General features: G+C 70.9%; 26 protein-coding genes and 1 tRNA gene. 17 read left to right on the forward strand and 10 right to left on the reverse strand.

What is annotated here, in order from left to right; all coding sequences use genetic code 11:
* Together ABT300_RS13305 and ABT300_RS13310 are read right to left on the reverse strand one after the other, a co-directional pair.
* Nucleotides 1-1,523: SUKH-4 family immunity protein (locus ABT300_RS13305; RefSeq protein WP_502977930.1), on the reverse strand; the 1,523-nt coding region annotated here is incomplete at its 3' end.
* Between the two features lie 8 nt (nucleotides 1,524-1,531).
* Nucleotides 1,532-2,560 carry an SMI1/KNR4 family protein gene (locus ABT300_RS13310; RefSeq protein ID WP_351674576.1) on the reverse strand — a complete coding sequence of 343 codons (1,029 nt, stop codon included), beginning with the start codon at nucleotides 2,558-2,560 and terminating at the stop codon, nucleotides 1,532-1,534.
* A 306-nt stretch (nucleotides 2,561-2,866) separates the two neighbouring features.
* Here ABT300_RS13310 and ABT300_RS13315 point away from each other — a divergent pair, with 306 nt between their 5' ends.
* Nucleotides 2,867-3,403, forward strand: a complete 537-nt coding sequence (locus ABT300_RS13315) for a YwqJ-related putative deaminase (protein WP_319276346.1) — start codon at nucleotides 2,867-2,869, stop codon at nucleotides 3,401-3,403.
* A gap of 76 nt (nucleotides 3,404-3,479) precedes the next feature.
* Nucleotides 3,480-3,974 carry an SUKH-3 domain-containing protein gene (locus ABT300_RS13320; protein ID WP_351674577.1) on the forward strand — a complete coding sequence of 165 codons (495 nt, stop codon included), beginning with the start codon at nucleotides 3,480-3,482 and terminating at the stop codon, nucleotides 3,972-3,974.
* An 87-nt stretch (nucleotides 3,975-4,061) separates the two neighbouring features.
* Here ABT300_RS13320 and ABT300_RS13325 read toward each other — a convergent pair whose 3' ends face one another.
* A complete protein-coding gene (locus ABT300_RS13325) occupies nucleotides 4,062-5,339 on the reverse strand; it encodes a sensor histidine kinase (protein WP_351674579.1) in 1,278 nt (425 codons plus the stop codon).
* 166 nt (nucleotides 5,340-5,505) lie between these two features.
* Here ABT300_RS13325 and ABT300_RS13330 point away from each other — a divergent pair, with 166 nt between their 5' ends.
* The 7 genes from ABT300_RS13330 (at nucleotide 5,506) to ABT300_RS13360 (ending at nucleotide 11,278) form a co-directional block, all read left to right on the forward strand.
* Complete coding sequence (locus tag ABT300_RS13330; protein ID WP_351674581.1) at nucleotides 5,506-6,378, forward strand: hypothetical protein; 873 nt, start codon at nucleotides 5,506-5,508, stop codon at nucleotides 6,376-6,378.
* 11 nt (nucleotides 6,379-6,389) lie between these two features.
* A tRNA-Gln gene (locus ABT300_RS13335) sits at nucleotides 6,390-6,460 on the forward strand.
* 128 nt (nucleotides 6,461-6,588) lie between these two features.
* On the forward strand, nucleotides 6,589-8,037 hold the full coding sequence (glmU, locus tag ABT300_RS13340) for a bifunctional UDP-N-acetylglucosamine diphosphorylase/glucosamine-1-phosphate N-acetyltransferase GlmU (protein ID WP_351674583.1): 1,449 nt from the start codon (nucleotides 6,589-6,591) through the stop codon (nucleotides 8,035-8,037).
* Nucleotides 8,038-8,170: 133 nt separating this feature from the next.
* Nucleotides 8,171-9,145, forward strand: coding sequence for a ribose-phosphate diphosphokinase (locus ABT300_RS13345; RefSeq protein ID WP_306951727.1), 975 nt, complete (start codon nucleotides 8,171-8,173; stop codon nucleotides 9,143-9,145).
* A gap of 199 nt (nucleotides 9,146-9,344) precedes the next feature.
* On the forward strand, nucleotides 9,345-9,929 hold the full coding sequence (locus ABT300_RS13350; RefSeq protein ID WP_351674585.1) for a 50S ribosomal protein L25/general stress protein Ctc: 585 nt from the start codon (nucleotides 9,345-9,347) through the stop codon (nucleotides 9,927-9,929).
* A gap of 72 nt (nucleotides 9,930-10,001) precedes the next feature.
* Nucleotides 10,002-10,604 (forward strand): aminoacyl-tRNA hydrolase, encoded by a 603-nt coding sequence (gene pth, locus ABT300_RS13355; RefSeq protein WP_351674587.1) that lies wholly within the window; start codon nucleotides 10,002-10,004, stop codon nucleotides 10,602-10,604.
* 251 nt (nucleotides 10,605-10,855) lie between these two features.
* Complete coding sequence (locus ABT300_RS13360) at nucleotides 10,856-11,278, forward strand: hypothetical protein (RefSeq protein WP_452992656.1); 423 nt, start codon at nucleotides 10,856-10,858, stop codon at nucleotides 11,276-11,278.
* A 122-nt stretch (nucleotides 11,279-11,400) separates the two neighbouring features.
* Here ABT300_RS13360 and ppc read toward each other — a convergent pair whose 3' ends face one another.
* Nucleotides 11,401-14,148, reverse strand: coding sequence for a phosphoenolpyruvate carboxylase (gene ppc, locus ABT300_RS13365; RefSeq protein ID WP_351674589.1), 2,748 nt, complete (start codon nucleotides 14,146-14,148; stop codon nucleotides 11,401-11,403).
* Nucleotides 14,149-14,439: 291 nt separating this feature from the next.
* On the opposite strand from ppc, the gene ABT300_RS13370 reads away from it, so the two are divergent.
* Together ABT300_RS13370 and ABT300_RS13375 are read left to right on the forward strand one after the other, a co-directional pair.
* Nucleotides 14,440-15,450 carry an acyl-CoA desaturase gene (locus tag ABT300_RS13370; RefSeq protein ID WP_351674591.1) on the forward strand — a complete coding sequence of 337 codons (1,011 nt, stop codon included), beginning with the start codon at nucleotides 14,440-14,442 and terminating at the stop codon, nucleotides 15,448-15,450.
* Nucleotides 15,447-16,133 (forward strand): TetR family transcriptional regulator, encoded by a 687-nt coding sequence (locus ABT300_RS13375; protein WP_351674593.1) that lies wholly within the window; start codon nucleotides 15,447-15,449, stop codon nucleotides 16,131-16,133. Before ABT300_RS13370 ends, ABT300_RS13375 begins: the two co-directional genes overlap by 4 nt.
* A 109-nt stretch (nucleotides 16,134-16,242) precedes the next feature.
* On the opposite strand, the gene ABT300_RS13380 is transcribed toward ABT300_RS13375, so the two are convergent.
* On the reverse strand, nucleotides 16,243-16,416 hold the full coding sequence (locus tag ABT300_RS13380) for a CsbD family protein (protein ID WP_069768604.1): 174 nt from the start codon (nucleotides 16,414-16,416) through the stop codon (nucleotides 16,243-16,245).
* A gap of 107 nt (nucleotides 16,417-16,523) precedes the next feature.
* Between ABT300_RS13380 and ABT300_RS13385 the strand changes: the two genes are divergently transcribed.
* The gene (locus ABT300_RS13385; RefSeq protein WP_351674595.1) at nucleotides 16,524-16,775 is read left to right on the forward strand and encodes a type II toxin-antitoxin system Phd/YefM family antitoxin; all 252 of its coding nucleotides are present in this window, start codon (nucleotides 16,524-16,526) and stop codon (nucleotides 16,773-16,775) included.
* Nucleotides 16,772-17,023 carry a type II toxin-antitoxin system RelE family toxin gene (locus ABT300_RS13390; protein ID WP_351674597.1) on the forward strand — a complete coding sequence of 84 codons (252 nt, stop codon included), beginning with the start codon at nucleotides 16,772-16,774 and terminating at the stop codon, nucleotides 17,021-17,023. Before ABT300_RS13385 ends, ABT300_RS13390 begins: the two co-directional genes overlap by 4 nt.
* A gap of 2 nt (nucleotides 17,024-17,025) precedes the next feature.
* Here the strand turns inward: ABT300_RS13390 and ABT300_RS13395 are convergent, their stop codons facing one another.
* On the reverse strand, nucleotides 17,026-17,823 hold the full coding sequence (locus ABT300_RS13395) for a trans-aconitate 2-methyltransferase (protein ID WP_351674598.1): 798 nt from the start codon (nucleotides 17,821-17,823) through the stop codon (nucleotides 17,026-17,028).
* Between the two features lie 88 nt (nucleotides 17,824-17,911).
* On the opposite strand from ABT300_RS13395, the gene ABT300_RS13400 reads away from it, so the two are divergent.
* Nucleotides 17,912-18,409: a MarR family winged helix-turn-helix transcriptional regulator gene (locus ABT300_RS13400; protein WP_107443563.1), complete on the forward strand. Its 498-nt coding sequence runs from the start codon at nucleotides 17,912-17,914 to the stop codon at nucleotides 18,407-18,409.
* On the opposite strand, the gene ABT300_RS13405 is transcribed toward ABT300_RS13400, so the two are convergent.
* On the reverse strand, nucleotides 18,368-19,141 hold the full coding sequence (locus ABT300_RS13405; protein ID WP_351674601.1) for a LuxR C-terminal-related transcriptional regulator: 774 nt from the start codon (nucleotides 19,139-19,141) through the stop codon (nucleotides 18,368-18,370). The two genes, ABT300_RS13400 and ABT300_RS13405, sit on opposite strands and share 42 nt — an antisense overlap.
* Nucleotides 19,142-19,412: 271 nt before the next feature.
* On the opposite strand from ABT300_RS13405, the gene ABT300_RS13410 reads away from it, so the two are divergent.
* The gene (locus ABT300_RS13410) at nucleotides 19,413-19,880 is read left to right on the forward strand and encodes a GNAT family N-acetyltransferase (protein ID WP_351674602.1); all 468 of its coding nucleotides are present in this window, start codon (nucleotides 19,413-19,415) and stop codon (nucleotides 19,878-19,880) included.
* A 58-nt stretch (nucleotides 19,881-19,938) separates the two neighbouring features.
* Here the strand turns inward: ABT300_RS13410 and galK are convergent, their stop codons facing one another.
* The 3 genes from galK to galT are packed head-to-tail and all read right to left on the reverse strand — an operon-like array spanning nucleotide 19,939 to nucleotide 23,134.
* Nucleotides 19,939-21,093, reverse strand: coding sequence for a galactokinase (gene galK / locus ABT300_RS13415; RefSeq protein WP_351674604.1), 1,155 nt, complete (start codon nucleotides 21,091-21,093; stop codon nucleotides 19,939-19,941).
* Nucleotides 21,093-22,079: a UDP-glucose 4-epimerase GalE gene (galE, locus tag ABT300_RS13420; RefSeq protein ID WP_351674606.1), complete on the reverse strand. Its 987-nt coding sequence runs from the start codon at nucleotides 22,077-22,079 to the stop codon at nucleotides 21,093-21,095. Before galE ends, galK begins: the two co-directional genes overlap by 1 nt.
* Nucleotides 22,076-23,134: a galactose-1-phosphate uridylyltransferase gene (galT, locus tag ABT300_RS13425; protein WP_351674607.1), complete on the reverse strand. Its 1,059-nt coding sequence runs from the start codon at nucleotides 23,132-23,134 to the stop codon at nucleotides 22,076-22,078. Before galT ends, galE begins: the two co-directional genes overlap by 4 nt.
* Before the next feature lie 149 nt (nucleotides 23,135-23,283).
* Here galT and ABT300_RS13430 point away from each other — a divergent pair, with 149 nt between their 5' ends.
* On the forward strand, nucleotides 23,284-24,963 hold the full coding sequence (locus ABT300_RS13430) for a sodium:solute symporter family protein (protein WP_351674609.1): 1,680 nt from the start codon (nucleotides 23,284-23,286) through the stop codon (nucleotides 24,961-24,963).
* Between the two features lie 34 nt (nucleotides 24,964-24,997).
* Nucleotides 24,998-25,378 (forward strand): hypothetical protein, encoded by a 381-nt coding sequence (locus ABT300_RS13435; RefSeq protein WP_351674611.1) that lies wholly within the window; start codon nucleotides 24,998-25,000, stop codon nucleotides 25,376-25,378.
* Nucleotides 25,379-25,417: the final 39 nt, after the last annotated feature.

Raw genomic sequence — 25,417 nt, forward strand, 5'->3', positions numbered from 1 at the left:
CCCGGGGCGCCGGGTGCGCCGGGGGCTCCCGGCGGAGGAGCAGCGACGCCCGGACCCGGCTGGCCCGGGTCGGCGAACATGGTCGCGGCGTGAGGCGCCGCACCGGGAGGCGTCCCCCCGGGCGGGTTCGGCGCACCGGGCGGGTTCGGCGCACCATGCGCACCAGCAGGGCCGGAACCCGCCGGACCACCCGGAGCACCGGGGCCACCCGGCGCACCCGGACCACCCGGCTCCAGGGCCGAGATCAGCTGCGTCGGCACATAGCCGCCCGCCGGAGCGCCCGGCGCACCCGGGCCGGACGGCGCAGGCGGCGGCGGAGGCGTACCGACCGGTCGCGCGCCCGGCGCCCCGGGCGCCCCCGGCGGAGGCGGCGGCGCCCCCGCACCGCGGTTGCGGCGCGGCGGAGGCGCGGCCTTGCTGGTCGCCGCGTCGGCGATGTCACCGGCGTTCGACGCGAGCGGCCGCGCCGGGGCGCCCGGTCCGGCCGGAGGCTGCGGAGCAGCCGGGGCGCCCGGGGCGCCCGCACCCTGCGGATAGCCGTACGACGACCCGGCCGGACCCGCAGGCGAAGGCGTCGGACCCGCCGGCGGCGGAGGCGTGCTCCCGGACGCCTGCCCCAGGCCCTGCACCCCGGACGTACCCGACGCACCCGGCTCGCCGAGCACGGGAGCGACCGCCGTCGGCGGAAGCTGGCTGCCACCGGACATCAACGCCGTCTTGGCGTCCGGCGCGGCCGTCGGCGGCACTGCATCGTCGTCGTCGGACCCGCTCAGCGGAGGCGCGAACACCGTCGCTGGCAGCGGCACGGAACGGTCGTCACCGCCGTCGGCGTTGGTGTCCGTCCCGGCCCACGGCGTCGCACCCGCCGGAGCCGGAGCGGGAGCTGGAGCGGGAGCGGGAGCCGGAGCGGGAGCACCGGTCGTCGGCGCCGGGCCCGCGGCCGGACCCGTCGGCACCCCGGCCTGCGTCTCGGGCAGCCGGCTCCCCGGCACACCCCCCTGCGTCCGAGGCAGCGACGGATCACCACCGACACCCGCGCCGAACGAGCCTCCCGACGAGGCCCGACCGTCCGCACCCCCGGACGCCGCCCCGGCCGGTGACGCGGGCCCCGCGTCACCGGACCCCGAACCCGACTCCCGCCGGTCGGGAATCCCCAGCCTGTCCGCCGCCTCCTGCAACCACTCCGGCGGCGACAACAGGAACGACGTCTGATTCAGATCCACCCGCGCCGCAGGCGCCGGCGCCGCGTCCGCCGGCTCATCCGGACGGCCGTACTCCTCCTCGTACCGGCGAATCACCTCGCCCACCGGCACCGAAGGCCACAACGTGGCCTCCCCGCTGTCCCGGGCGATCACCAGCCGCTGCGCACCCCCGTCCGACCGCGGCCCCTCCGCACGGTCCTCGGCCCACACCACGAAACCGAGCCCGAACTCCCGCACCCGCACCTCACGATGCTGATACGCCGGCACATCCCCGTTGACCCACTCCTCGGCGCGCTCCTGCGCCTGCGCGAACGTCACCATCGTCCAGCTCACTCCCCCGCCGAAGACGCCGAAGACGCCGGCACCGCGCGCGCGAACCCGCCGTCCACCATCAGATTCGCCACCGTCGCCAACTCCGGCGGACTGCCCGCCAACCGCGACAGGAAGACGTCGAAGTCCTCACCGCACGGCAACAACAACCGCTCCATCCGCTCCGCGGGCGACCACCCGGGATCCACGTCCCGCACATCGTCGTACGAGCAGAACCACGCCGAACCGGCCCGCTCGCCCCGCACCTTCACGGCCAGCAGCCCGCCCTGCACGAAACCGACGCCCAGATAGTCCTTCGTCAGATGGTCCCGCAGACACTTGTTCACATACACGAGGTCATTGACCGCCGCCTCGTCCCGCACCGTGAAGAACGGCTGATCCACCAGCAGACCCAGCTCCGCGTCCAACGCCGCGCCCACCGGCGCACACCCGCCGGCCGCCTTCAGGAACGACCGGTACGCCCCCGGCAGCCGATACCCCAGGTCCTCCTCCACCCCCTGCACCTGCTGCTCCGACACCGCCACACCCGACTTCGGCAGACCGAAATGCGCCGGACGCGTCTCCTGCAACGGCCGCGTCCCCCGCTTCGCCTGGTCCACCGCCGCCGTCGACACCCCGCCGTGATGCCGCAGCAACGCCTTCACCTCGACCGGAACCAGCTCCAGCCGCCGCGAACCCACCACGTGATGCCACGTCCAGCCGTGCGGAGTCGCCACCGAAGGCACCGTGTCCCACAACTCGTGCCCCGAAGCCGCCGACGCCGCGTTCGCCGACACGTAGTCCGTCAACCGCAACTCGTCCACGCCGAACCCCTCCGGCGGATCCGCGATCTCCGCGGCCGCCCGCGCATACGGCGAGAAGTCCGGATAGCCCCGCTCGTCCACCCGCACACCCCTCGGATGCCGCGCAGCCCGGACCGGATCGGGGAAATGCACGACCTGCCCCGCGTAGGCCGCGTTCGGCGGCGTGCCCTGTCCCCCCACCTGGCGGCCGGGAGGCGCCCCCAGCCCGAGCCGACCTGTCGTCATGGCGGTTGCCCCCTGCGGCACTCTGTACGGCCCACGACAGACGGTTCCGCTTCCGGACCCGGCCCGCCACGACCCGTATCGACTGTCTCCAACGATCTCCGACGCGCGTCAACCACGCGCTCACGGTGCGACAGCCTATGCGGTACGACGACAGCGGTCACCGGCCCTCCACTTCCGTGACCAGCCGTCACCCCGCCGTGACGACCCACCCCGCCCCTGGCGTGTCGCACCGCCCCAGCTTCCGCACCCGCCCCGCCATTTGGCACCCTGTGACCTCCGGGGGGATGCACGGGAGGGGAAACGATCATGAACACCACACAGACGGGCCCACACACCGGCAGGCCGGACGACCTGCACACCACCCACACCGGCGACCCCCGCATCGGCTGGTCCGCCACCACCACGCCCCACGCCCCCACCCTCCGCCACCGCCGCGACGGCATACTCCCCACCGTCGCCGCCGCCCTCTCCGTCCGCGGCGCCACCCTCACCGGCACCGCCGCCCGCGGCGACCAGCCCCCACCCCTGCACCACCTCGTCCAGGACTTCCTCGACACCCTCACCAGCGCCCAACGCGACCGCTCCACCGGCCGCTGCGCCGAAGCCCTCCTCATCTCCCGCCACATCACCGCCGCCGACGCCGCCCGCAGCAGACGCGCCGCCCGCCGCCCCATGACCAACGGCGAAGCCCGAAAAACCCTCAAACAAGCCAAACTCACCACCCGCCACATCCGCGAGGACGGCGACCCCCTCCACGGCGGCTTCGCCACCCCCTGCCGCGCCTGCGCCGCCCTCAGCGCCCACTTCGGCGTCCGCGTCGTCGACCCCGCAACCGACTCCTGAACCACCCCCACCAGCACACCCCCACCAGCACACCCGCACACCCGCACCACCCCGACACACCACGGACGAAGGGCAGATGCACCCCGACCGCACCTCCACCACGCGCTTCCCCGTACCCGTCGACGCCGCCCTGCGCGCCGCCGGCTGGCAACCCGGACGCTGGGACATCAAACAAGCCGAAATCTGGGCCGACACCCTCCGCGAGCACACCTCGCCCGCCGGCCACCGCCACGCCGTCTTCCCCGCCGCCGTCGAAGCCTGGGCCGAATTCGGCGGACTCACCATCACCCCCACCGGACCCGGCCGCCAGATCGCCCCCAGCGCCCTCCACCTCGACCCCCTGCACGGCCTCCACCTCGCCCGCACCCTCGCCGACCTCGGCCGCGCCCTCGACACCGAAGTCGCCCCCCTCGGCGCCGAAGCCGACGACCGCGCCCTCCTCGCCATCGACGCCGAAGGCCGCGTCTACGCCCTCGACCACACCGGCGACTGGTACCTCGGCCCCGACATCGACCAGGCCCTCGGCGCCCTCACCTCCGGCATCGAACCCACCCGCCTCACCGCAGGCTGACCCCGGGCCCTGGCCCCCAGCCCCCGGGGCGCGCCCCCGGCGACCCCTCGGCGCACCCCAGCGCCCCACCGCCCCACCGCCACCCGCCTACGCCGCCGGAATCACCGCCGACACCCGGAAACCCCCCGCATCCGTCGGCCCCGACACGAACACCCCGCCGAGCGCCACCACCCGCTCCTTCATCCCCACCAGCCCATTGCCCCCCGACGGCAACCCAGCCGACGACGCGGCCCCGGCCTCCGGCGGCGCCCCGTTCTCCACCTGCATCGCGATCTCCCCCACCCGATGCGCCAACCGCACGCGCGTCTTCGCACCCCCCGCATGCTTGTGCACGTTCGTCAGCGCCTCCTGCACCACCCGGTACGCCGTCTGCTCCACCTCCGGCGCATAGGCCCGCACCTCACCCTCCACCATCAGATCCACCACCATCCCCGCAGCCGCCGACTGCCCCACCAACTCCTCCAACTCCGCCAGACACGGCCCCTCCCCCTCCTCCACCACCACCGCGGCCACCGTCACCGACGCGGCCGCCGCCCGCTCCACCCCGACCCCGCTGCGCAACACCCCGAGCATCTCCCGCAACTCGGTCAACGCCTGCCGCCCCATGTCACCCACCAGCGCCGCGTTGCGCACCGCCTTCTCCGGGTCCTTGCGCGCCACCGCCTGCAACGCCGCCGCATGCACCACCATCAGACTCACCCGATGAGCCACCACATCGTGCATCTCCCGCGCGATCCGCGTCCGCTCCTCGTTACGCGCCCACTCCGCACGCTCCTCCGCCCGCTCCGCCAGCAACTGCAACTCCCGCTCCAGGCTGTCCGCGCGCTCCCGCAGGCTCTCCATCAACCGCCGCCGCGCCCCCACATACAGCCCCAGCAGCAACGGCGGCGCCGTCAACCCCAGCGACGTCGTGATCGCCGCGAACGGGATGAACCAGTCCCCGATCGTCAGACGCCCCTGGTCCAGACTCTGCCGCACCCGCACGAACGTCACGATCAACGTCCCCAGCAGCTGCATCCCCGCCAACGAGGCGATGATCCGCCGCGGCAGCTCCGACGCCGCCAGCGTGTACAGGCCGACGATGCCCATCAGGTAGCCCATCTGCGCCGGCGTGATCGCGATCGCCACCAGCACCACCGCGATCGGCCACCTGCGCCGCACCACCAGCACCGAACCCGCCAGCAGACCGAACACCACCCCCGCCGCCAGCGGGATCCCCGCATCCCGCGCGAACGGCGCCCCCTCCACCGCACACTCCACCGCCGACACGAGCCCCAGGCCCGAGTCGAACACCGCGCTGCGCCGTCTGGCCCACCACAGCGGCCCTCCCCGGACCGCCGTGTCCTCTGCCCCCGTCATGGTCATGCCTCCAGCCTACGGGCGCACCCCCCGCCTTTTCCGGCGACTTTCCGCGCCCGCCCCACACCACGCACCGTAACCGAACAGCATCGAAACCCACCGGTATCCCTCGAACGACTGAACCACCCGCGTTCGACCCCGGAACCTTCCATTCCGCCCGGACGGTATGCGTATGACACATGCGAACGGCAAGTACGCGGACTTCGAGGGACTGCGGGAACGGGCGGTCGCGCTGCGCCGTGCGGGGCTCAGCCTCCGGCAGATCCGCGACGAGCTGAGGATCTACAACAACGACATCCTCAACCGACTCGTGAAGGGTGAACCGCCTCCCGAGTGGACGAAACGGCCCAATGCTAAAGACGACCTCAGGGCCAGGGCGCGGGAGCTGCGGCTTCAGGGCTGGACCTACGACCGGATCGAGGCTGAGCTGGGCTGCTCAAGGAGCTCGGTCTCCCTCTGGGTCCGCGACCTGCCGAAACCGGAACGCAGGCGGACCCCGGAGGAGGCCTCTTCGATCGCCCGACGCGGCTGGGAGGCGAAACTGCGGCTCCGGGACGAAGAGCGACAGCGCACGAAGGAAGCCGCCCGCCGGGCGGTGGGCGACCTCTCCCCGCGGGAGCTGTTCCTGGTGGGCGTGGGCCTCTACTGGGCCGAGGGCGCGAAGGACAAGCCGTACGAGCGTCGCGAGAGCGTCACCTTCGTCAACAGTGACCCCGGCATGATCGAGGTCTATCTCGCCTGGCTGGACCTGCTGGGCGTCGAGCGCGAACGCCTGCGGTACAGCGTCATGATTCACGAGAACGCGGACGTGGCGGGTGCCGAGAGCTATTGGGCCGAACTCGTCGGCGACGACCGCTCCCGGTTCAACAAGACGACCCTCAAGAAGCACAACCCCAAGACCGTTCGGAAGAACACCGGCGAGTCCTACCGAGGCTGCCTGGCGATCAAAGTCCTGCAGGGCGCCGACTTGTACCGTCGCATCGAGGGCTCCTGGTACGGCATAGTGGAGTCCGCGCGCGAAGCCGATCAACGAAATCGGACATAGCGCGAAAACCATCCCGGATCGTCTAAGGGCAGGACAAACGGTTTTGGTCCGTTGAATGAGGGTTCGAATCCTTCTCCGGGAGCCCACAGCACACAGAAGCCAGGTTCGGGTCCCGCCCCAGCAAGGGTCGGGGCCCGCTCTCATGTCCGCCGGAAAACGCCCCGGTATCCTTCGGATGTCCCCACCTCCCACAGCCGAAGGGCAAACTCCGTGAGCGCCATTCGCCCGGCAGCCGTCGTCGTACTCGCAGCGGGTGAGGGCACCCGTATGAAGTCGGCCATACCGAAGGTCCTGCACGAGCTCTGCGGCCGCAGCCTGGTGGGCCATGTGCTGGCCGCCGCCCGTGAGCTGGACCCCGAGAACCTGGTCGTGGTGGTCGGACACGCACGCGAGAAGGTCACCGCGCACCTCGCCGAGGTCGACGCCGCCGTGCGCACCGCCGTGCAGGAGGAGCAGAACGGCACCGGGCACGCCGTGCGGATGGGGCTCGAGCAGCTGGGCGGCGGTGTGGACGGCACGGTGGTGGTCGTGTGCGGCGACACCCCGCTGCTGACGGGTGCGACGCTGGCGGAGCTGGCGGCGACGCATCACGCGGACGGCAACGCGGTCACCGTGCTGACCGCGGAGGTGCCGGACGCGACGGGGTACGGGCGGATCGTCCGGGACGAGGCCTCGGGCGCGGTGACGGCGATCGTCGAGCACAAGGACGCGGACGACGAGGTGCGGGCGATCCGGGAGATCAATTCCGGGGTGTTCGCGTTCGACGGGCTGCTGCTCGCGGACGCGCTGAAGAAGGTGCGCACGGACAACAGTCAGGGCGAGGAGTACCTGACGGACGTCCTGGGGATCCTGCGGGAGGCGGGTCACCGGGTGGGCGCGTCCGTGGCCGCCGATCACCGTGAGATCGCCGGGATCAACAACCGTGTGCAGCTGAGCGAGGCGCGTCGGATCCTGAACGACCGGCTGCTGACCGCGGCGATGCTGTCGGGTGTGACGGTGATCGACCCGGCGAGCACGTGGGTGGACGTCACGGTGACGTTCGAGCGGGACGCGGTGGTGCATCCGGGCACGCAGCTGCACGGGAGCACGCATGTGGGCGAGGGCGCGGAGGTCGGTCCGAACAGCCGGCTGAAGGACACGGTGGTCGGCGCGGGGGCCCGGGTCGACAACACGGTGTCGAACGACTCGGAGATCGGGCCGGGTGCGTCGGTGGGGCCGTTCGCGTATCTGCGTCCGGGGACGCGTCTGGGGACGAAGAGCAAGATCGGTACGTTCGTGGAGGCGAAGAACGCGTCGCTCGGCGAGGGGACGAAGGTTCCGCACCTGTCGTACGTGGGGGACGCGACGATCGGTGAGTACAGCAACATCGGTGCGGCGAGCGTGTTCGTGAACTACGACGGGGAGAGCAAGCACCACACGACCGTCGGCTCGCACTGCAAGACGGGTTCGGACAATATGTTTGTGGCTCCGGTCACGGTCGGGGACGGCGCGTACACCGCGGCCGGGTCCGTGATCACGAAGGATGTGCCGCCCGGTTCGCTGGCCGTGGCCCGTGGTCAGCAGCGGAATATCGAGGGTTGGGTGGCCCGGAAGCGTCCGGGGAGCGCGGCGGCGAAGGCGGCCGAGGCGGCCTCCCGTCGGGGCGAAGACGAAAGCTGACCGGAAACGGGCGCGTCGAACACGGCGTACCGTGATAAGTGCACACCCGCACCTACCAGCTGAGACGTCCTTGTCGCGCCCAGCGGCGAAGGGTCTCGACATCCAGCTGAGACACCTCTGAGGAGACAGTGCTGTGACCGGGATCAAGACGACCGGCGAGAAGAAGATGATGTTCTTCTCCGGCCGCGCCCACCCCGAGCTTGCCGAGGAGGTCGCCCACCAGCTGGGTGTCGGGGTCGTCCCGACGAAGGCCTTCGATTTCGCCAACGGTGAGATCTACGTCCGCTACCAGGAGTCGGCGCGTGGTGCGGACTGCTTTCTGATCCAGAGCCACACGGCTCCGATCAACAAGTGGATCATGGAGCAGTTGATCATGATCGACGCGCTGAAGCGGGCTTCCGCGCGTTCGATCACCGTCATCGTGCCGTTCTACGGTTATGCGCGTCAGGACAAGAAGCACCGTGGGCGTGAGCCGATCTCGGCGCGGCTGATCGCCGATCTGATGAAGACGGCGGGTGCGCACCGGATCCTGACCGTCGATCTGCACACGGACCAGATCCAGGGGTTCTTCGACGGTCCGGTGGACCACCTGTTCGCGCTGCCGCTGCTGGCGGACTACGTGGGTCAGAAGGTGGACCGCGACAAGCTCACGGTGGTGTCGCCGGACGCGGGCCGGGTGCGGGTGGCGGACCGCTGGTGCGACCGTCTGGGCGCGCCGCTGGCGATCGTGCACAAGCGGCGTGACAAGGACGTGGCGAACCAGGTGACGGTCCACGAGGTCGTGGGCGAGGTCAAGGGCCGGGTCTGCGTCCTGGTGGACGACATGATCGACACGGGTGGCACGATCTGTGCGGCGGCGGACGCGTTGTTCGCGCACGGTGCGGAGGACGTCATAGTGACGGCGACGCACGGTGTGCTGTCGGGTCCGGCGGCGGACCGTCTGAAGAACTCGAAGGTGAGCGAGTTCGTGTTCACCAACACGCTTCCGACGCCGGGCGAGCTGGAGGTCGACAAGATCACGGTGCTGTCGATCGCGCCGACGATCGCGAACGCGGTGCGTGAGGTGTTCGAGGACGGTTCGGTGACGAGCCTGTTCGACGAGCAGTGAGGGTCGCCCTCCGGGGCGGGTTCTAGATCGATTTCGTGTACGGCCTTCCCGCTGCGTAAGCTGTCACAGTTGCTCGGCGAGGGAGGCCGTACGCGTGTGTGCAGCACGTGTGCACGGCGGTCCGTTATCGACGCGCTCTTCGTAGCAGGCCGATGGTTGGCCGGGTGACCACCTTTCCCCCGTTCTACGAGGAGTGAACATGGCTGAGCTGAAGCTTGCCGCCGAGTCCCGGACCGAGTTCGGCAAGGGCGCCGCCCGTCGTATCCGTCGTGCCAACAAGGTTCCGGCCGTGGTGTACGGCCACGGCGCCGAGCCGGTGCACATCACCCTTCCGGGCCACGAGCTCCAGCTCGCGCTGCGCACCCCGAACGTGCTGCTCAGCCTGGAGATTGAGGGCAAGACGCAGCTGGCGATCCCGAAGGCCGTGCAGCGTGACGCGATCAAGGGCTTCCTGGACCACGTCGACCTGCTGCTCGTGAAGCGCGGCGAGAAGGTCAACGTCGAGGTCTTCGTGCACACCGAGGGCGACCTGGCGCCGGGCGCCTACCTGCTCGAGCACGTGCTGAGCACGCTGACGGTCGAGGCCGAGGCGACGCACATCCCGGAGTCGGTCACCGTCTCCATCGAGGGTCTCGAGGCCGGCGCCTCCATCCTGGCGAAGGACATCCCGCTGCCCAAGGGCACGACGCTGGCGATCGACGAGGACGCGGTCGTCCTTCAGGTCCTGGCCGCTCAGGCGGAGGAGGCTCCGGCCGAGGCCGAGGCCGAGGCCACCGAGGCCTGATTTTCCCGGTATCTCGTTTCGTCGGCCGCCGCTCCCCTCGGGGGGCGGCGGTCTGCGCGTATGTGAGGAGACATGCAGGTGACGACCGATGCGAACGCGCCGTGGCTGATCGTGGGTCTCGGCAATCCGGGCCCGGAGTACGCGATGAACCGGCACAACGTGGGTTTCATGGCGGCCGATCTGCTGGCGACGCGGATCGGGGGGCGGTTCAAGCGGGCGGGGAAGGCGCAGGCGCAGGTGGTGGAGGGGCGGATCGGTCCGCCGGGGACGGGGAGCCGGCGGGTGGTGCTGGCGAAGCCGATGTCGTTCATGAACCTGTCGGGCGGTCCGGTGAACGCGCTCCGGGACTTCTACAAGGTGCCGTTGTCGCAGGTCGTCGCGGTGCACGACGAGCTGGACATCGACTACGGCGTGCTGCGGCTGAAGCTGGGCGGCGGGGACAACGGGCACAACGGGCTGAAGTCGATGACGAAGGCGATGGGTGCGGAGTACCACCGGGTGCGGTTCGGGATCGGGCGTCCGCCGGGGCGGATGCAGGTGGCGGACTTCGTGCTGAAGGACTTCTCGTCGGCGGAGCGCAAGGAGCTGGACTACTTCGTGGACCGGGCGGCGGACGCGGTGGAGGCGTTGGTGCTGGAGGGTCTGGAGCGGGCGCAGAGCACGTACAACTCGTGACGTGTCGCCCGTCGAGGTTGACGTTCGTTCAGTGATGGCTGATGATCCCGGCCATGTCTGGCTCTGCAGTCTCGTCGCACCGCCGTGGGGGTCCGTCCCGCAGGCACTCGGCCAAGGGCTCCCCCAAAGGCTCCGCCAAGGGGTCCGCGAAGGCCTCCGCCAAGGCCTCCGTCAACGGCGCCGCCAAGGGGTCGGGCCGGGCTGGGGCCGCCGGGGGATCGGCGGTGCTGCGGTTCGGGCGGTTCGCTGCGATGGGCGTGGTCGCGGTGCTGATCCTGGTGGCGGGGGTGTGGGGTTCCTGGGGCTCGGCGCAGCACGTGATGCTGACGAAGGGGCGGGAGCGGGGCACGGTCGAGGTGACGCGGTGTGCCGGCGGCAGTTGTGCGGGGCCGTACACGCCGTTGTCGGCGGGGTCCCTGGCGCGGGCGCGGGTGGTGCTGGACCAGTCGGTGGCGGTGCGCTCGGGGCGGACGTACACGGTGGTGCTGAAGCCGGGCGGTGATCGTGCGGTGCGTTCGGGGCCGGCGGGGGTGCTGTACGCGTGGGTGCCGTTCGGCGGGGCGTTGTTGTTGGCGTCGGTGGTGGTGGCGGGGGGTCTGGGTCGGGTGCGGGCCGGCTGGGTGCTGGCGGGGTCGGGGGTGGCGTTGTTGACGGCGGCGTTCTTGACGGTGTGAGCGGTGGGGCGGTGCGTGCGGCCGGGACGGTGTGAGCGGGGACGGTGTGAGCGGGGACGGGTGAGGGGCGCCTGCGGGTTCGTGTGGACCCGCGGGCGCCCCTCGTGGTGGTGTGGGGCAGGTCAGCCGGTGTTGCGCAGGCCTGCCGCCACGCCGTTGACGGTGAGGAGGAGGGCGCGGGCCAGGAGCGGGTCGGGTTCGGCGCCGGCGGCCGCCGCGTCGCGCTGGCGCTTGAGCAGGGTGACCTGGAGGTAGGAGATGGGATCCAGGTAGGCGTCGCGGATGGAGAAGGTCTGCCGCAGGGCGGGGGCGGCGTCGAGCAGTTCGCGTTCGCCGGTGATCTTGAGGACTTCGGCGACGGTGAGGGCGTGTTCGGCCTTGATGGCGTCGAAGACGTGGCGGAGCTCGTCGGGGACGAGGGTGTCGACGTAGTGCTGGGCGATGCGCAGGTCGGTCTTGGCGAGGGTCATCTCGACGTTGGAGATGAAGTTGCGGAAGAAGTGCCAGTGTTCGTGCATCTCGTCGAGCACGCCCTCTCCTCCCAGTGTCGCGGTCAGGCCGGCCTCGCGCAGTGCCTTGAGTCCGGAGCCGACGCCGTACCAGCCGGGGACGATCTGGCGGGACTGGGTCCAGCCGAACACCCAGGGGATGGCGCGCAGGCCGTCGAGTGAGACGCCGGAGCCGGGGCGGCGGGAGGGCCGGGAGCCGAGGTGCAGGTCGGCGAGCTGGTCCACCGGCGTCGAGGCGAGGAAGTACGTCGGCAGGTCCGGGTCCTCGACGAGGGTGCGGTAGGCGGCGTGGGCGGCGTCGGAGACGACGTCCATGGCGGCGTCCCAGCGGGCGAGGGCCTCGTCGGACTGGCGGGGGGCGGTGTGCAGGGCGGAGGCCTGCAGGGTGGCGGCGACGGTCAGTTCCAGGTTCTCCCTGGCGAGGGAGGGGATGAGGTACTTGTCGGAGATGACCTCGCCCTGTTCGGTGACCTTGATCTCGCCTTCGAGGGTGCCCCAGGGCTGGGCGAGGATGGCGTTGTGGGAGGGGCCGCCGCCGCGGCCGACGGTGCCGCCGCGGCCGTGGAAGAGGCGCAGGCGGACGCCGTAGCGGTGGGCGACGTCGCGCAGGCGGCGCTGGGCGCGGTGGATCTCCCACTGGCTGGTGGTGATGCCGCCGAACTTGGAGGAGTCGGAGTAGCCGAGCATGACCTCCTGGACGTCTCCGCGCAGTGCCACCAGTCGGCGGTACGACGGGTCGGAGAGCATGTCCTCGAGGATGGTGTCGGCGGCCTTGAGCTCGTCGGTGGTCTCCAGGAGGGGGACGATGCCGATCCTGGCCCAGCCGGCGTGCAGGTCGACGAGTCCGGCCTCGCGGGCGAGGACGGCGGCGGCGAAGACGTCGTCGGCGCCCTGGCACATGGAGATGATGTAGGACTCGATGACCTCGGGTCCGAAGACCTCCAGGGCGCGCTTGACGGTGAGGAAGACGCCGAGGGTCTTCTCGCCGGCGGCGTCGACGGGGGCCGGGGTGGGGGCGAGGGGCCTGCGGGACCTGAGTTCCTTGGCGAGGAGCTTGGTGCGGTACTCGCGGGGCATGTCGGCGTAGCGCCAGGATTCCTCGCCGAGGCGGTCGAAGAGCTGGCCGAGGGCGTGGTGGTGGGCGTCTGCGTGTTCGCGGACGTCCATGGTGGCGAGCTGGAGGCCGAAGGCGGCCAGGGTGCGGATGGTGCGGTTCATGCGGCCGTCGGCGATGAGGCCGCCGCGGTGCGCGCGCAGGGAGGTCTGCAGGAGGGTGAGGTCCTGCAGCAGTTCGCTGGTGCCGAGGTAGTCGCGGCCGGGCTCGTGGGGGGTGCCCTTGGCGAGGCGCTGCTTGGTGTTCTCGAGCTTCTGGCGGATGCAGGTGGCCTTGAGCCGGTAGGGCTCCTCGGCGTTGAGGCGCTTGTAGCGGGGGCTGATCTCGGGGAGTCGTTCGAGGTCGTCGCCGAGGGATTGCAGGAGTTCCTCGGTGGCGCCGGTGTAGCGGATGGAGTTGGAGAGGAAGCCGCGCAGTTCGTCGACGGTCTCCAGGGCGTCGTTGATGCCGTGTTCGTGCTGGAGGATGAGGACGTCCCAGGTGACCTGGGGGGTCACGTTGGGGTTGCCGTCGCGGTCGCCGCCGATCCAGGTGCCGAAGGTGAGGGGGCGCGTGTCGTCGGGGAGCTTCACGCCGACGCGCTCCAGTTCCGCCGTGAGGTCCTCCAGGACGTCGCCCACGGCGCCTGCGTGGAGTTCGTCGAGGTAGTAGACGGCGTTGCGGGCCTCGTCGGCGGGCTCGGGGCGGACGACGCGCAGTTCGTCGGTCTGCCAGACGAGGTCGATGTTCTCGGCGAGGCGGGTGTCGTGGCGCCGGCGGTCGGACTCGATGACGGGGGTCTCCAGAAGCGCGGCGATGCGCCGGAGCTTGTTGAGTACCGACCGGCGCGCGGCTTCGGTGGGGTGCGCCGTGAAGACGGGGCGGACGTTGAGGTTGCGGACCGTCTGCTGGACGTGCTCGGGGTCGGCGTCCTTGAGGCGGTCGGCGGTGCGGGCGAGGAGGCCGCCCTCGGCGGCGCGGCGCTCGCGCAGTTCGCGGCCCCGGTGGACCTGTTCGGTGACGTTGGCCAGGTGGAAGTAGGTGGAGAAGGCGCGGACGAGCTTGGCCGCGGTCTCCAGTTCGATGCCGCGCAGCAGTTCGGCGGCGGCGTCGCCGTCCTCCCGGGTGAGGCGGCGGACCTTCTCGACCAGGTCGAGGAGCTCGGGGCCCTCCTGCCGGACGAGGGTCTCGCCGAGGAGATCGCCGAGCCGGCGGATGTCGGCGCGCAGTTCGGCGCTGGTGGTGGTCTGGTCGTCGGCACTGCTCACAGGTGCGGCTCCTTGCAGTGTTGAAGCTCGTCCAAGAGGGAACTCGGACATCCTCCCCGCGGGCACGCGTCGCATACGGGGTCGGACATCCGGGAAGAAAACTAAGCGGACCGCGCTGTCCGACCGATTCCAAGGATAGGTGTCCACGGGGACGCGCAGGTCGGCGGGCTCTTGCCGCGAGGCGGTGCACTGCCATACTTACGATGCCGTAGGTTACGGGACCGTAGGAAGTACCGGGCGGTTCCGGCGGTACGGCTTCTCCCTCATTCCCATACCCCCCAGGGGACGCGCATGACCACAGGCTCCAACGTGATCGAAGACCCTTCCAAGGCGCCTGACGACAGCGCCGCGCGGCTCGCCACCCTCGGCGGTGAGCAGAAGCGTTCGATCGAGCAGATCACTCTGCTGCTCTTCATCGTCGTCCCGTTCCTGGCCGTGCTGGCGGCGTTGCCGCTGGCCTGGGGATGGGGGGTGAGCTGGCTGGACCTCGGGCTGCTGGTCTTCATGTACTTCCTCGGCTGCCACGGCATCACGATCGGCTTCCACCGCTACTTCACGCACGGCTCGTTCAAGGCGAAGCGGCCGCTGCGGATCGCTCTGGCGATCATGGGTTCGATGGCGGTGGAGGGTCCGCTGGTGCGCTGGGTGGCGGACCATCGCAAGCACCACAAGTTCTCCGACGCGGAGGGCGACCCGCATTCGCCGTGGCGGTTCGGGGAGACCGTCCCGGCGCTGATGAAGGGCCTGTGGTGGGCCCATATCGCCTGGATGTTCGACGAGGAGCAGACCTCGCAGGAGAAGTACGCGCCGGACCTGATCAAGGACCCGGCGATCCGTGCGATCTCGCGCCAGTTCATCGGCTTCACGCTGCTGTCGCTGGCGATCCCGCCGCTGGTGGGAGGGCTGGTGACGATGTCCTGGTGGGGCGCGTTCACGGCGTTCTTCTGGGGCTCTCTGGTGCGGGTGGCGCTGCTGCACCACGTGACGTGGTCGATCAACTCGATCTGTCACGCCGTGGGCAAGCGTCCGTTCAAGTCGCGGGACCGCTCCGGAAACGTGTGGTGGCTGGCGGTCCTGTCCTGCGGCGAGTCCTGGCACAACCTGCACCACGCCGACCCGACGTCGGCGCGGCACGGGGTGATGCGGGGCCAGGTGGACTCCTCGGCCCGGTTCATCCGGTGGTTCGAGATGCTCGGCTGGGCGTACGACGTGCGCTGGCCGTCACGCTCGCGTATCGATTCACGCCGTATCACGGACGGGGACGGCTCCCCACAGGGGAAGGCGGCCGCTGAGGCTGCATGATTGACGGCGTGGCGACCGATCCCAGCAGTACCTCCAGTCCCAGCAGTGATGTGAAGCCGCGGCGCGCACGGCGCACCCGCATGACGGGGGCCGAGCGCCGGCAGCAGTTGCTGGAGATCGGTCGCACCCTGTTCGCGGCGAAGGGCTTCGAGGGCACGTCGGTGGAGGAGATCGCGGCGAAGGCCGGGGTGTCCAAGCCGGTGGTGTACGAGCACTTCGGCGGCAAGGAGGGGCTGTACGCGGTCGTGGTGGACCGGGAGATGCGCCGTCTGCTGGACATGGTGACGTCGTCGTTGACGGCGGGGCATCCGCGGGAGCTTCTCGAGCAGGCGGCGTTCGCGCTGCTCGACTACATCGAGGAGTACACGGACGGTTTCCGCATTCTGGTGCGGGACTCCCCCATCCCCCAGTCGACGGGGTCGTTCGCGTCGCTGATCTCGGACATCGCGACGCAGGTGGAGGACATCCTGGGCCGCGAGTTCAAGAACCGCGGCTTCGATCCGAAGCTGGCGCCTCTCTACGCGCAGGCTCTGGTCGGGATGGTCGCGCTGACCGGTCAGTGGTGGCTGGACGTGCGCCGGCCGAGGAAGGCGGAGGTGGCGGCCCACCTGGTGAACCTGTCCTGGCACGGCCTGGACGGCCTGGAGGCCAAGCCGCGGCTGATCGGGCATCGCAAGAGCTGAGCCGCCGAACGGCACGACCCGCGCATGCGGCGGGCCCCCCGTCCTGAGGACGGGGGGCCCGCCGCATGTGCGTCCGCGACCGTGCGCTGGTGCGTGCGCTGTCTGCGGCTCAGTGCTTGAAGACGTCCTTCGTCTTCTCCTTGGCCTGCCGGGCGTCGCCCTTGGCCTGGTCGGCGCGGCCTTCGGCCTCGAGCCTCTCGTTGCCCACGGCGCGCCCGACCGTCTCCTTCGCCTTGCCCTTGGCCTGTTCCATCTTCGCCTTGGACTTCTGCTCGCCTGCCACTGTCCATCACTCCCAGTCAGGTCTGCGTGTGGTCTCCCCACTGCGAGTGACCCGTCCCGCCTATCGCAAACCTGGCATCAAGATTAACCTTGTGTCATCATGTGCACATGACTGAGATCACGATCAGCGCGGCCCGCGCCCAGCTCGGCAACCTGGTCCGCCGTGCGGCTCACGGCCGCGAGACCATCTCCCTCACCGATCACGGACATGTGGCCGCCCTGCTCGTCTCTCCGCAGGTCATAGAGGATCTCGAAGACGCCTTGGCTGTCGCCGACTACCGGCGACGCAAGGCCGAGGGGACTCTGCAGGCGGGCATCCCCATGTCAGAGGTACGCAAGCAACTGGGACTCGATAGGTGACGTACGAGATCTTCTTCGAGCCCCACGCCCTGGACGCGGCCGCCCGCTTCCTCAAGGACGACCCGGCAGGCCTGACCCGGCTGCTCGACTCCATCGACGAGCTGGCCCACGATCCCCGCCCGGCGGGCTCAGCTCCCTACGGATCTCCCGATCTCCGTCGGCTCCGTGCGGGCGGCTACCGCGTCCTGTACGCGATCGACGACGACGTCGTCCGCATCCTCGTCACTCATCTGGGCCGCACCCCCTGAAGTCAGCCGTCCTTCGTGGCCACGACGAACAGGCGGCGAAAGGGCAGGACGGCGCCGTAGGGCGTGCTCGGGTAGGCCTCGCGGAGCAGGTCGCGGTAGGCGGCGGTGAAGGCGTCGCGGGCGTCGGGGTCGTCGGCGAGGGCGTCGAGGACGGGGCGCAGACCGGTGCCCCTGACCCAGCCGAGGACCGGGTCCTCGCCCCGCAGGACGTGCAGGTAGGTGGTGGTCCAGACGTCGACGGCGCAGCCGAGGCGGGTCAGCCGGTCGAGGTAGACGGCGGGAGCGTGGACGGAGTCCGTGCGGCGCAGGACGTGGCCGAGGCGGTCTTTCCAGCGGGGGGTGTCGCCGAGGTCGCGCATGAGGGCGTGCAGGGGCGCGTCGATGTTGTGCGGGACCTGGAAGGCGAGGGCGCCGCCGGGGGCGAGGCCGTCCAGCCAGCCGGGGAGGGCGTCGAGGTGGCCGGGGACCCATTGGAGGGCGGCGTTCGACACGAGCAGGTCGTAGGTCTCGGTGGGCGTCCAGTCGGCGAGGTCGGCGTGGGCGAAGTCCAGGCGCGGGCCGGCGTGGGCGGCGGCCTCGGCGAGCATCTGCGGGGAGTTGTCGTAGCCGGTGACGCGGGCGGTGGGCCAGCGGTCGGCGAGGACGGCGGTGACGTTGCCGGGGCCGCAGCCGAGGTCGGCGATGCGGGGCGGGTTGCCGGGCAGGTCGGGGACGCGGGCGAGGAGGTCGGCGAAGGGGCGGGCGCGGTGGCCGGCGTGGCGCAGGTACTGGGCGGGGTCCCAGGTGGGGTTGGTCGTCATGCTCGTCAGCGTCCCTCCGCTTTATCTTGATGTCAAGATACTTGATATCAAGAGACTTCATGTCGACAGAACCACTACACTGATCGTCATGGAGGACGAGGTCGATCGGCTGGTCGCAGCGTGGCGCCGGGAGCGCCCGGACCTCGACGTGGAGCCGCTCGAGGTCCTCAGTCGGGTGAGCCGGCTGGCCCGGCACCTGGACCGGGCGCGTCGACTGGCGTTCTCCGAGCACCAGCTCGAGCCCTGGGAGTTCGACGTCCTCACGGCGCTGCGGCGCGCGGGCGCGCCCTACCAGCTCTCGCCGGGGCAGCTGCTGACCCAGACGCTGGTGACGTCGGGCACGATGACCAACCGCATCGACCGGCTCGCGAAAAAGGGCCTGGTGGAGCGGTTGCCGGACCCCAGCGACCGACGCGGGGTGCTGGTCCGCCTCACGGACGACGGCAAGGACCGCGCCGACCAGGCGCTCGCCGGGCTGCTCGACCAGGAGCGGGCGATCCTGGCCGAGCTCTCGCCGTCCCAGCGCGGCGACCTGGCGAGCCTGCTACGCCAGCTGACCGCCCCGTTCGACAACATCCCCGGCTGAGGCCAGGTCCACCGGGCCGACTCCCGCCCGGCGCGCGAGGGCGACCGCGGCGAGGGTGGAGTGCACGCCCAGCTTGCCGAGCACGTTCTGCATATGGGTGCGGACGGTGTGCGGGGACAGGAACAGGCGTTCGGCGACCGCCTTGCGGCCCAGGCCCGCGACCATGCAGCGCAGCACCTCCCGCTCCCTCGGCGTGAGGGACTCCACCAGCCGCTCGCTCTCGGTGCGGTGCTTGCGGGCGGCCGTCAGCTCCCGCAGGACGCCGGTGAGCAGCGCCGCCGGGAGATGCGTCTCGTCGCGCAGCACGCCGCGGATCACCGTCAGCAGCCGCGACAGCGAGCAGTCCTTGGCCACCCAGCCCGACGCGCCGGCCTGGAGGGCGAGGGCCGCACGGCGCGGGTCGTCCTTCTCGGCGAGGACGACGACCCGGATGTGCGGCTGCGCGCCGCGGACGCCCGCGACCAGGGAGATCCCGTCGACGGGGCCGTCGGCCCCCACCTCCTGCACGGGCGCCGCGGACCGTATGGCCGGCAGTTGGCCGCCGAGGTCGGCGTCGACGAGCAGCACGTCGTAGCGGCGGCCCTCGGCGACCGCGCGCTCCAGGCTGCGCAGCGCCGCCGGGCCGCTGCCCGCCGCGGACACCTCGACGTCGGGCTCGGCCGCCAGGGCCGCGGCGAGCGACTCGGCGAAGATACGGTGGTCGTCGACGACCAGTACACGAATGCGAACCACGAAACCCCCTTCCCCGAGCTCCTTGACGGAGCAGGGGATACCCCAAAGGTCCGGAGACGGGAAACGGACGACGGCCGCGGCTGCGACACCCCGGCGAGGAGGCCGGGACCGCTCGGCCACCGCCGCGCAGAGACTGCTACCCCCACCACGAGCGTCGTACCCGACCGTCTCGTCCCCTGATCGACACCGGCCCCCACCGGTGCTGTTCACAGGGTAGGGCTGTGGGCGCAGAGCGGAAGGCAAATGGCGGAACTGGTCGGCCAGCGCGTTTATGGTGTGCCGCATGTTTCGTCTTGAGACAGAAGTCGACAGGACCCGGCGCGATCTTCTCCGTTCGCGGCTGCTGGACACGAACACGGAGCGGTCCCCGGTGCTGCGCGCGCTGCGCGGGGCCCCCGCCGGACGCGAGGCTCCGCTGCACGTGTGGGCCGCGGACCGCGAAGGCGGCCTGGCCGGCGGGCTGGTGGGCCACACCTGGGCGACGTGGCTGCATGTCGCGCAGCTGTGGGTCGACGCCCGGCACCGTGGCGCGGGGCTGGGCTCCCGGCTGCTCGCCGAGGCCGAGCGCGTCGCCCGCGACGAACGGGGCTGCACCCGCGTGCGCCTGGAGACCTGGGACTTCCAGGCGCCGGACTTCTACCGACGGCAGGGCTACGAGGTGGTGTGCGTGATCGAGGACTATCCGCCGGGCGTCACGGAGTTCACGCTGACGAAGCGGCTGACGCAGGAACCCGGCTGAGACGGGACCGGGGTGGGACGGAGGACCGTCGCACCCCGGTGGCGTGAGGCCGAACCGCTCAGCTCAGCCGGCGCGCGCCCGCCGACGGCACCGCCTCGAACACGCGCGGCGCCGCGTACCCGGCGGCCGCGAAGGCCTCCTCGACGGCCTTGGTCAGGGTGTCGACGTCGGCGGCCTCCGCGAGGACGATCGCCGAGCCGCCGAAGCCGCCGCCGGTCATCCGCGCGCCGAGCGCACCGGCCGCGACGGCCGTCTCGACGACCAGGTCCAGCTCGGGGCAGGAGACCTGGAAGTCGTCCCGGAGGGAGGCGTGGCCCTCGGTGAGGACCGGGCCGACGGCCCGGGTGTCGCCCGACTCCAGCAGCCGCACCACGCGTTCGACGCGCTCGTCCTCGGTCACCACGTGCCGGACCAGGCGGCGGACCTCCTCCTCGTCGCCGAGCCGGGCCAGCGCCGCGTCGAGTCCGTCGAACGGGACGTCCCGCAGGGCGTCGACGCCGAGCAGGGCCGCGCCCTTCTCGCAGCCGGCCCGCCGCTTGCCGTACTCGCCGCCGCTGTGCGCGTGCGTGACCTGGGTGTCCACGACCAGCAGGCGCATGCCCTCGGCCGCGAGGTCGAGGGGGATCTGCTTCTGGGAGAGGTCGCGGGTGTCGAGGAACAGCGCGTGGCCGCTCTCGCAGCAGGCGGAGGCGGTCTGGTCCATGATGCCGGTGGGCGCGCCGACGTAGACGTTCTCCGCGCGCTGGCACAGCCGGGCCAGCTTCCAGCCCGGAAGCCCGAGGGCGAACAGGTCGTTCAGCGCGAGCGCGACCACGACCTCCAGGGCCGCCGACGAGGACAGGCCCGCGCCGGTCGGCACCGTGGACGCGAGGTGGACGTCCGCGCCGGCGACGGGGTGGCCCGCGTCGCGCAGCGCCCAGACGACGCCGGCGGGGTAGGAGGCCCAGCCGTCGTCCGATCCGGGCGTCAGGGAGTCCACCTCCAGCTCGACGACGCCGCCCTCGATGTCGGACGAGTGCAGGCGCAGCCGGCCGTCCTCGCGCCGGGAGACCGCGGCGACCGCGGTGTGCGGCAGCGCGAAGGGCATCACGAAGCCGTCGTTGTAGTCGGTGTGCTCGCCGATGAGGTTGACGCGGCCGGGCGCCGCCCAGACGCCGTCGGGCTCCGCGCCGTACAGCTCGACGAAGTCCTCCCGGACCCGCTGCTCCGCCATTACCGCTCCCTCGTCGTGCTGTCGGCGATCTGCTGGGCGAACGCCCAGGCGTCCGCGACGATGCCCGCGAGGTCCGCGCGGGACGGGTTCCAGCCCAGCTGTTCGCGGGCGGCGGCCGCCGAGGCGACCAGGACGGCCGGGTCCCCGCCGCGGCGCGGGGCCACGACCTCGGGGATCGGGTGGCCGGTGACCTTGCGGACCGTCTCGACGACCTCACGGACGGAGAAGCCGTTGCCGTTGCCGAGGTTGCAGATGAGGTGCTCGCCCGGCTTGGCGGCGGCGACGGCGAGGAGATGCGCCTCGGCGAGGTCCGCGACGTGGATGTAGTCGCGCACGCAGGTGCCGTCGGGGGTCGGGTAGTCGTCGCCGTAGACCGAGATGGCCTCGCGGCGGCCCTGGGCGACCTGGAGGACGAGCGGGATGAGGTGCGACTCGGGGTCGTGGCGCTCGCCCTGCGCGCCGTACGCGCCCGCCACGTTGAAGTAGCGCAGCGAGACGGCGCCGAGCCCGTGGGCGGCGGCCTCGCCGCTGATCATGTGGTCGACGGCGAGCTTGGAGGCGCCGTAGGGGTTGGTCGGCCTGGTGGGCGCGGACTCGACGATCGGCACCTGCTCCGGCTCGCCGTAGGTGGCCGCCGTGGAGGAGAAGACGAGCTTGCGCACGCCCGCCTCGCGCATCGCGCCGAGCAGCGCCATGGTGCCGCCGACGTTGTTGTCCCAGTACTTCTCGGGCTTCACGACGGACTCGCCGACCTGCGAGAACGCGGCGAAGTGCAGCACCGCGTCGAAGGAGGCGTCGAGGTGCTCCGCGGCGTCGCGGATGTCGCCCTCGACGAACGCGGCGCCGGCGGGGACGCCCTCGCGGAAGCCGGTGGAGAGGTTGTCCAGGACGACGACCTCGTGTCCGGCCTCCAGCAGGTGCTGGGCGACCACGCCGCCGACGTACCCCGCGCCGCCCGTGACCAGATACTTGCCGCTGCTCGTCAACTCGCTACCTCTCGCAGTCGCTCGGCCGCGCGCTCCGGCGGCACGTCGTTGATGAAGACGTTCATGCCGGACTCGGAGCCCGCGAGGAACTTCAGCTTGCCGGACGTGCGGCGGATGGTGAAAAGCTCCAGGTGCAGCCCGAAGTCGTCCCGGTTGACGCCCTCGAACTCCTCGAGCGTGCCGAACGGCGCCTGGTGCCAGGCGGAGATGTACGGCGTCTGCGACTCACCGTCGCCGAAGATCCGGTCGAAGCGCCTCAAGAGTTCCAGGTACACCTGGGGGAACTCTGTGCGCGCGTCCTCGTCGAGGGCCAGCAGGTCGGGCACCCGGCGCTTGGGGTAGAGGTGCACCTCGTACGGCCAGTGGGCGGCGTACGGCACGAACGCGACCCAGTGTTCACCCTCCAGGACGACCCGGTCCTCGGCGAGTTCACGCTTGAGGACGGCGTCGAAGAGGTTCTCTCCGCCGGTCGCCTCCTTGTGCGCCGCGACCGAGCGCAGCATCAGGGCGGTCCGTGGAGTGGTGAACGGGTAGGCGTAGATCTGCCCGTGCGGGTGACCCAGAGTCACACCGATCTCGGCGCCGCGGTTCTCGAAGCAGAACACCTGTTCCACGGAGGGCAGATGCGACAGCTCGGACGTCCGGTCCGTCCACGCCTCGAGGACCAGTCCCGCCTGCTCCTCGGTGAGGTCGGCGAAGGACGCGTTGTGGTCGGAGGTGAAGCAGACCACCTCGCAGCGGCCGGAGTCGCCGGCGAGGGAGGGGAAGCGGTTCTCGAAGACGACGGCGTCGTACGACGAGTCCGGGATCTCGCTCAGCCGGTCGCCCTCGGAGGGGCAGAGCGGGCACTCGTCGGCCGGCGGGTGGTACGTGCGCCCCTGCCGGTGCGAGGCGACGGCGACGGAATCCCCGAGCAGCGGGTCGCGCCGTACCTCCGAAGTGGTGACCGTGCGCTCGAGCGGACGCTTGTCCACCGCGTCGCGCACCACGTCGTCGCGCCGGTCGTAGTAGATCAGCTCACGACCGTCGGCCAGACGGGTCGAGGTCTTCTTCACCGCGACTCTCCATCCGTACCCCCGGGTCCGCGGACCCGGATCAGTACACCTAGCGAAGCTTCAAACAGAACCGAACACATAAAACCATAAACCCCCACGCGAGTCATCGTCACAACCAAACAAAGAACACCAAGCGAAGCGAGCAGTGCATGCGAACCCCCACCAACCTGGCGGCAGAGCTACGGCTCCCCACGAACTGGCTCGACTACACGATCCTCGGCATCTACTTCGTCGTGGTCCTCGGCATCGGCTTCGCCGCCCGGCGCTCGGTGAAGACCACCCTCGACTTCTTCCTCTCGGGCCGCTCGCTGCCCGCCTGGATCACCGGTCTCGCGTTCATCTCGGCGAACCTGGCCGCCACCGAGATCCTGGGCATGGCCGCGAACAGCGCCCAGTACGGCGCGTACACCGTCCACTGGTACTGGATCGGCGCCATCCCGGCGATGGTGTTCCTCGGCCTGGTGATGATGCCGTTCTACTACGGCAGCAAGGTCCGCTCGGTCCCGGAGATGCTGCTGCTGCGCTTCGACAAGGCGGCCCATCTGCTGAGCTCGATCCTGTTCGCGTTCGCCGCGATCCTGATCGCCGGGGTGAACCTGTACGCGCTGGCCATCGTCGTCGAAGCGCTGCTGGGCTGGCCGCAGTGGGTGGCGATCGTGGTGGCCGGCTTCTTCGTGCTGGCGTACATCACGCTCGGCGGCCTCTCGTCGGCGATCTACAACGAGGTCCTGCAGTTCTTCGTGATCCTGGCGGCCCTCATCCCGCTGTCCGTGCTGGGTCTGAAGAAGGTGGGCGGCTGGGACGGCCTGAGCGACAAGCTGACCGCGACCCACGGGGACGACTTCGTCTCCGCCTGGGGCGGCACCGGCATCGGCAGCGCCAACCCGCTCGGCGCGAACTGGCTGACGATCGTGCTCGGCCTCGGCTTCGTGCTGTCCTTCGGCTACTGGACGACCAACTTCGCGGAGGTGCAGCGCGCCCTGTCGGCGAAGAACCTCTCGGCGGCCCAGCGCACCCCGCTCATCGCGGCCTTCCCGAAGATCTTCATCGTCTTCCTGGTGATGATCCCGGGCCTGGTGGCGGCGGTGCTGGTGCCGAAGATCGGCACCGCCGACTCCGACCTGCAGTACAACGACGCCATCCCGTACCTGATGGAGCAGCTCCTGCCGAACGGCGTGCTGGGCATCGCGGTGACGGGTCTGCTGGCGGCGTTCATGGCCGGCATGGCGGCGAACGTGTCGTCCTTCAACACGGTGTTCACCACCGACATCTGGGCGAAGTACGTGGTGCTGGGCCGGGAGGACGCGTACTACGTGCGCTTCGGCCGGCTGATCACGGCGATCGGCGTGGCGGCCTCGGTGGGCACGGCGTTCCTGGCGTCGACCTTCTCGAACATCATGAGCTACCTGCAGACGCTGTTCAGCTTCTTCAACGTGCCGATGTTCGTGGTCTTCATCGTCGGCATGTTCTGGAAGCGGGCGTCGAAGAAGTCGGGCTTCTGGGGCCTGCTCGCGGGCACCACGGCGGCGATGGTCAACTACTTCGTCCTCTACAAGCAGGACGTCATCGGCATCCCCACCGACCAGGGCGCCAACTTCGTCTCCGCGATCGCGGGCTTCGTGGCGGGCGCGGTCGTGATGGTCGCGGTGTCGCTGTTCACCGCCCCCAAGCCGGACGAGGAGCTGCAGGGCCTGGTCTACGGCACCGTCTCCCCCGGGATGGCCGAGCCGCCCGCGGCGGGCGACGACGCCTGGTACCGCCGGCCCGCGCTGCTGGGCTGGAGCGCGGTGATCCTGGCCGCCCTCTGCTACATCCCGTTCTCGTTCTGAGCCCTCGCGACACCTGCGGAAGGATGGAGACACCATGTCCGAGCAATTCGAACCGTCCGAGCGCGACGACGCCGCCGAGCGGCTGCGGCGGGCGGGCTGGTCCGAGGCCGACGTCCAGCGCGAGGTCACAGCCCTCGAGGAGAAGTCCGCGACCGCGGCCCGGATCTTCGACCTGCGCCGCATCATCGGCGGCCTGTTCGTCGTCTACGGCGTGATCGTCACGATCGCCGGCCTCACGGACGGCGACGCGGAGATCGACAAGGCCCAGGGAATCAACATCAACCTGTGGACCGGCCTCGGGATGCTGGCCCTCGGCCTCTTCTTCCTGGCCTGGCTGAAGCTGCGGCCCGCGGCGCCGGTCACCCCGAAGCTCCCGCCCGAAGCAGTGGAGGGGGAGCCCCCGCGGGCCGGGTAGCGGCAGGCAGGCCGGGCGGCACACGCACGCGCAGGTCGT

This window comes from Streptomyces sp. NPDC001027 (genome assembly GCF_040299045.1).
Lineage (GTDB): Bacteria > Actinomycetota > Actinomycetes > Streptomycetales > Streptomycetaceae > Streptomyces.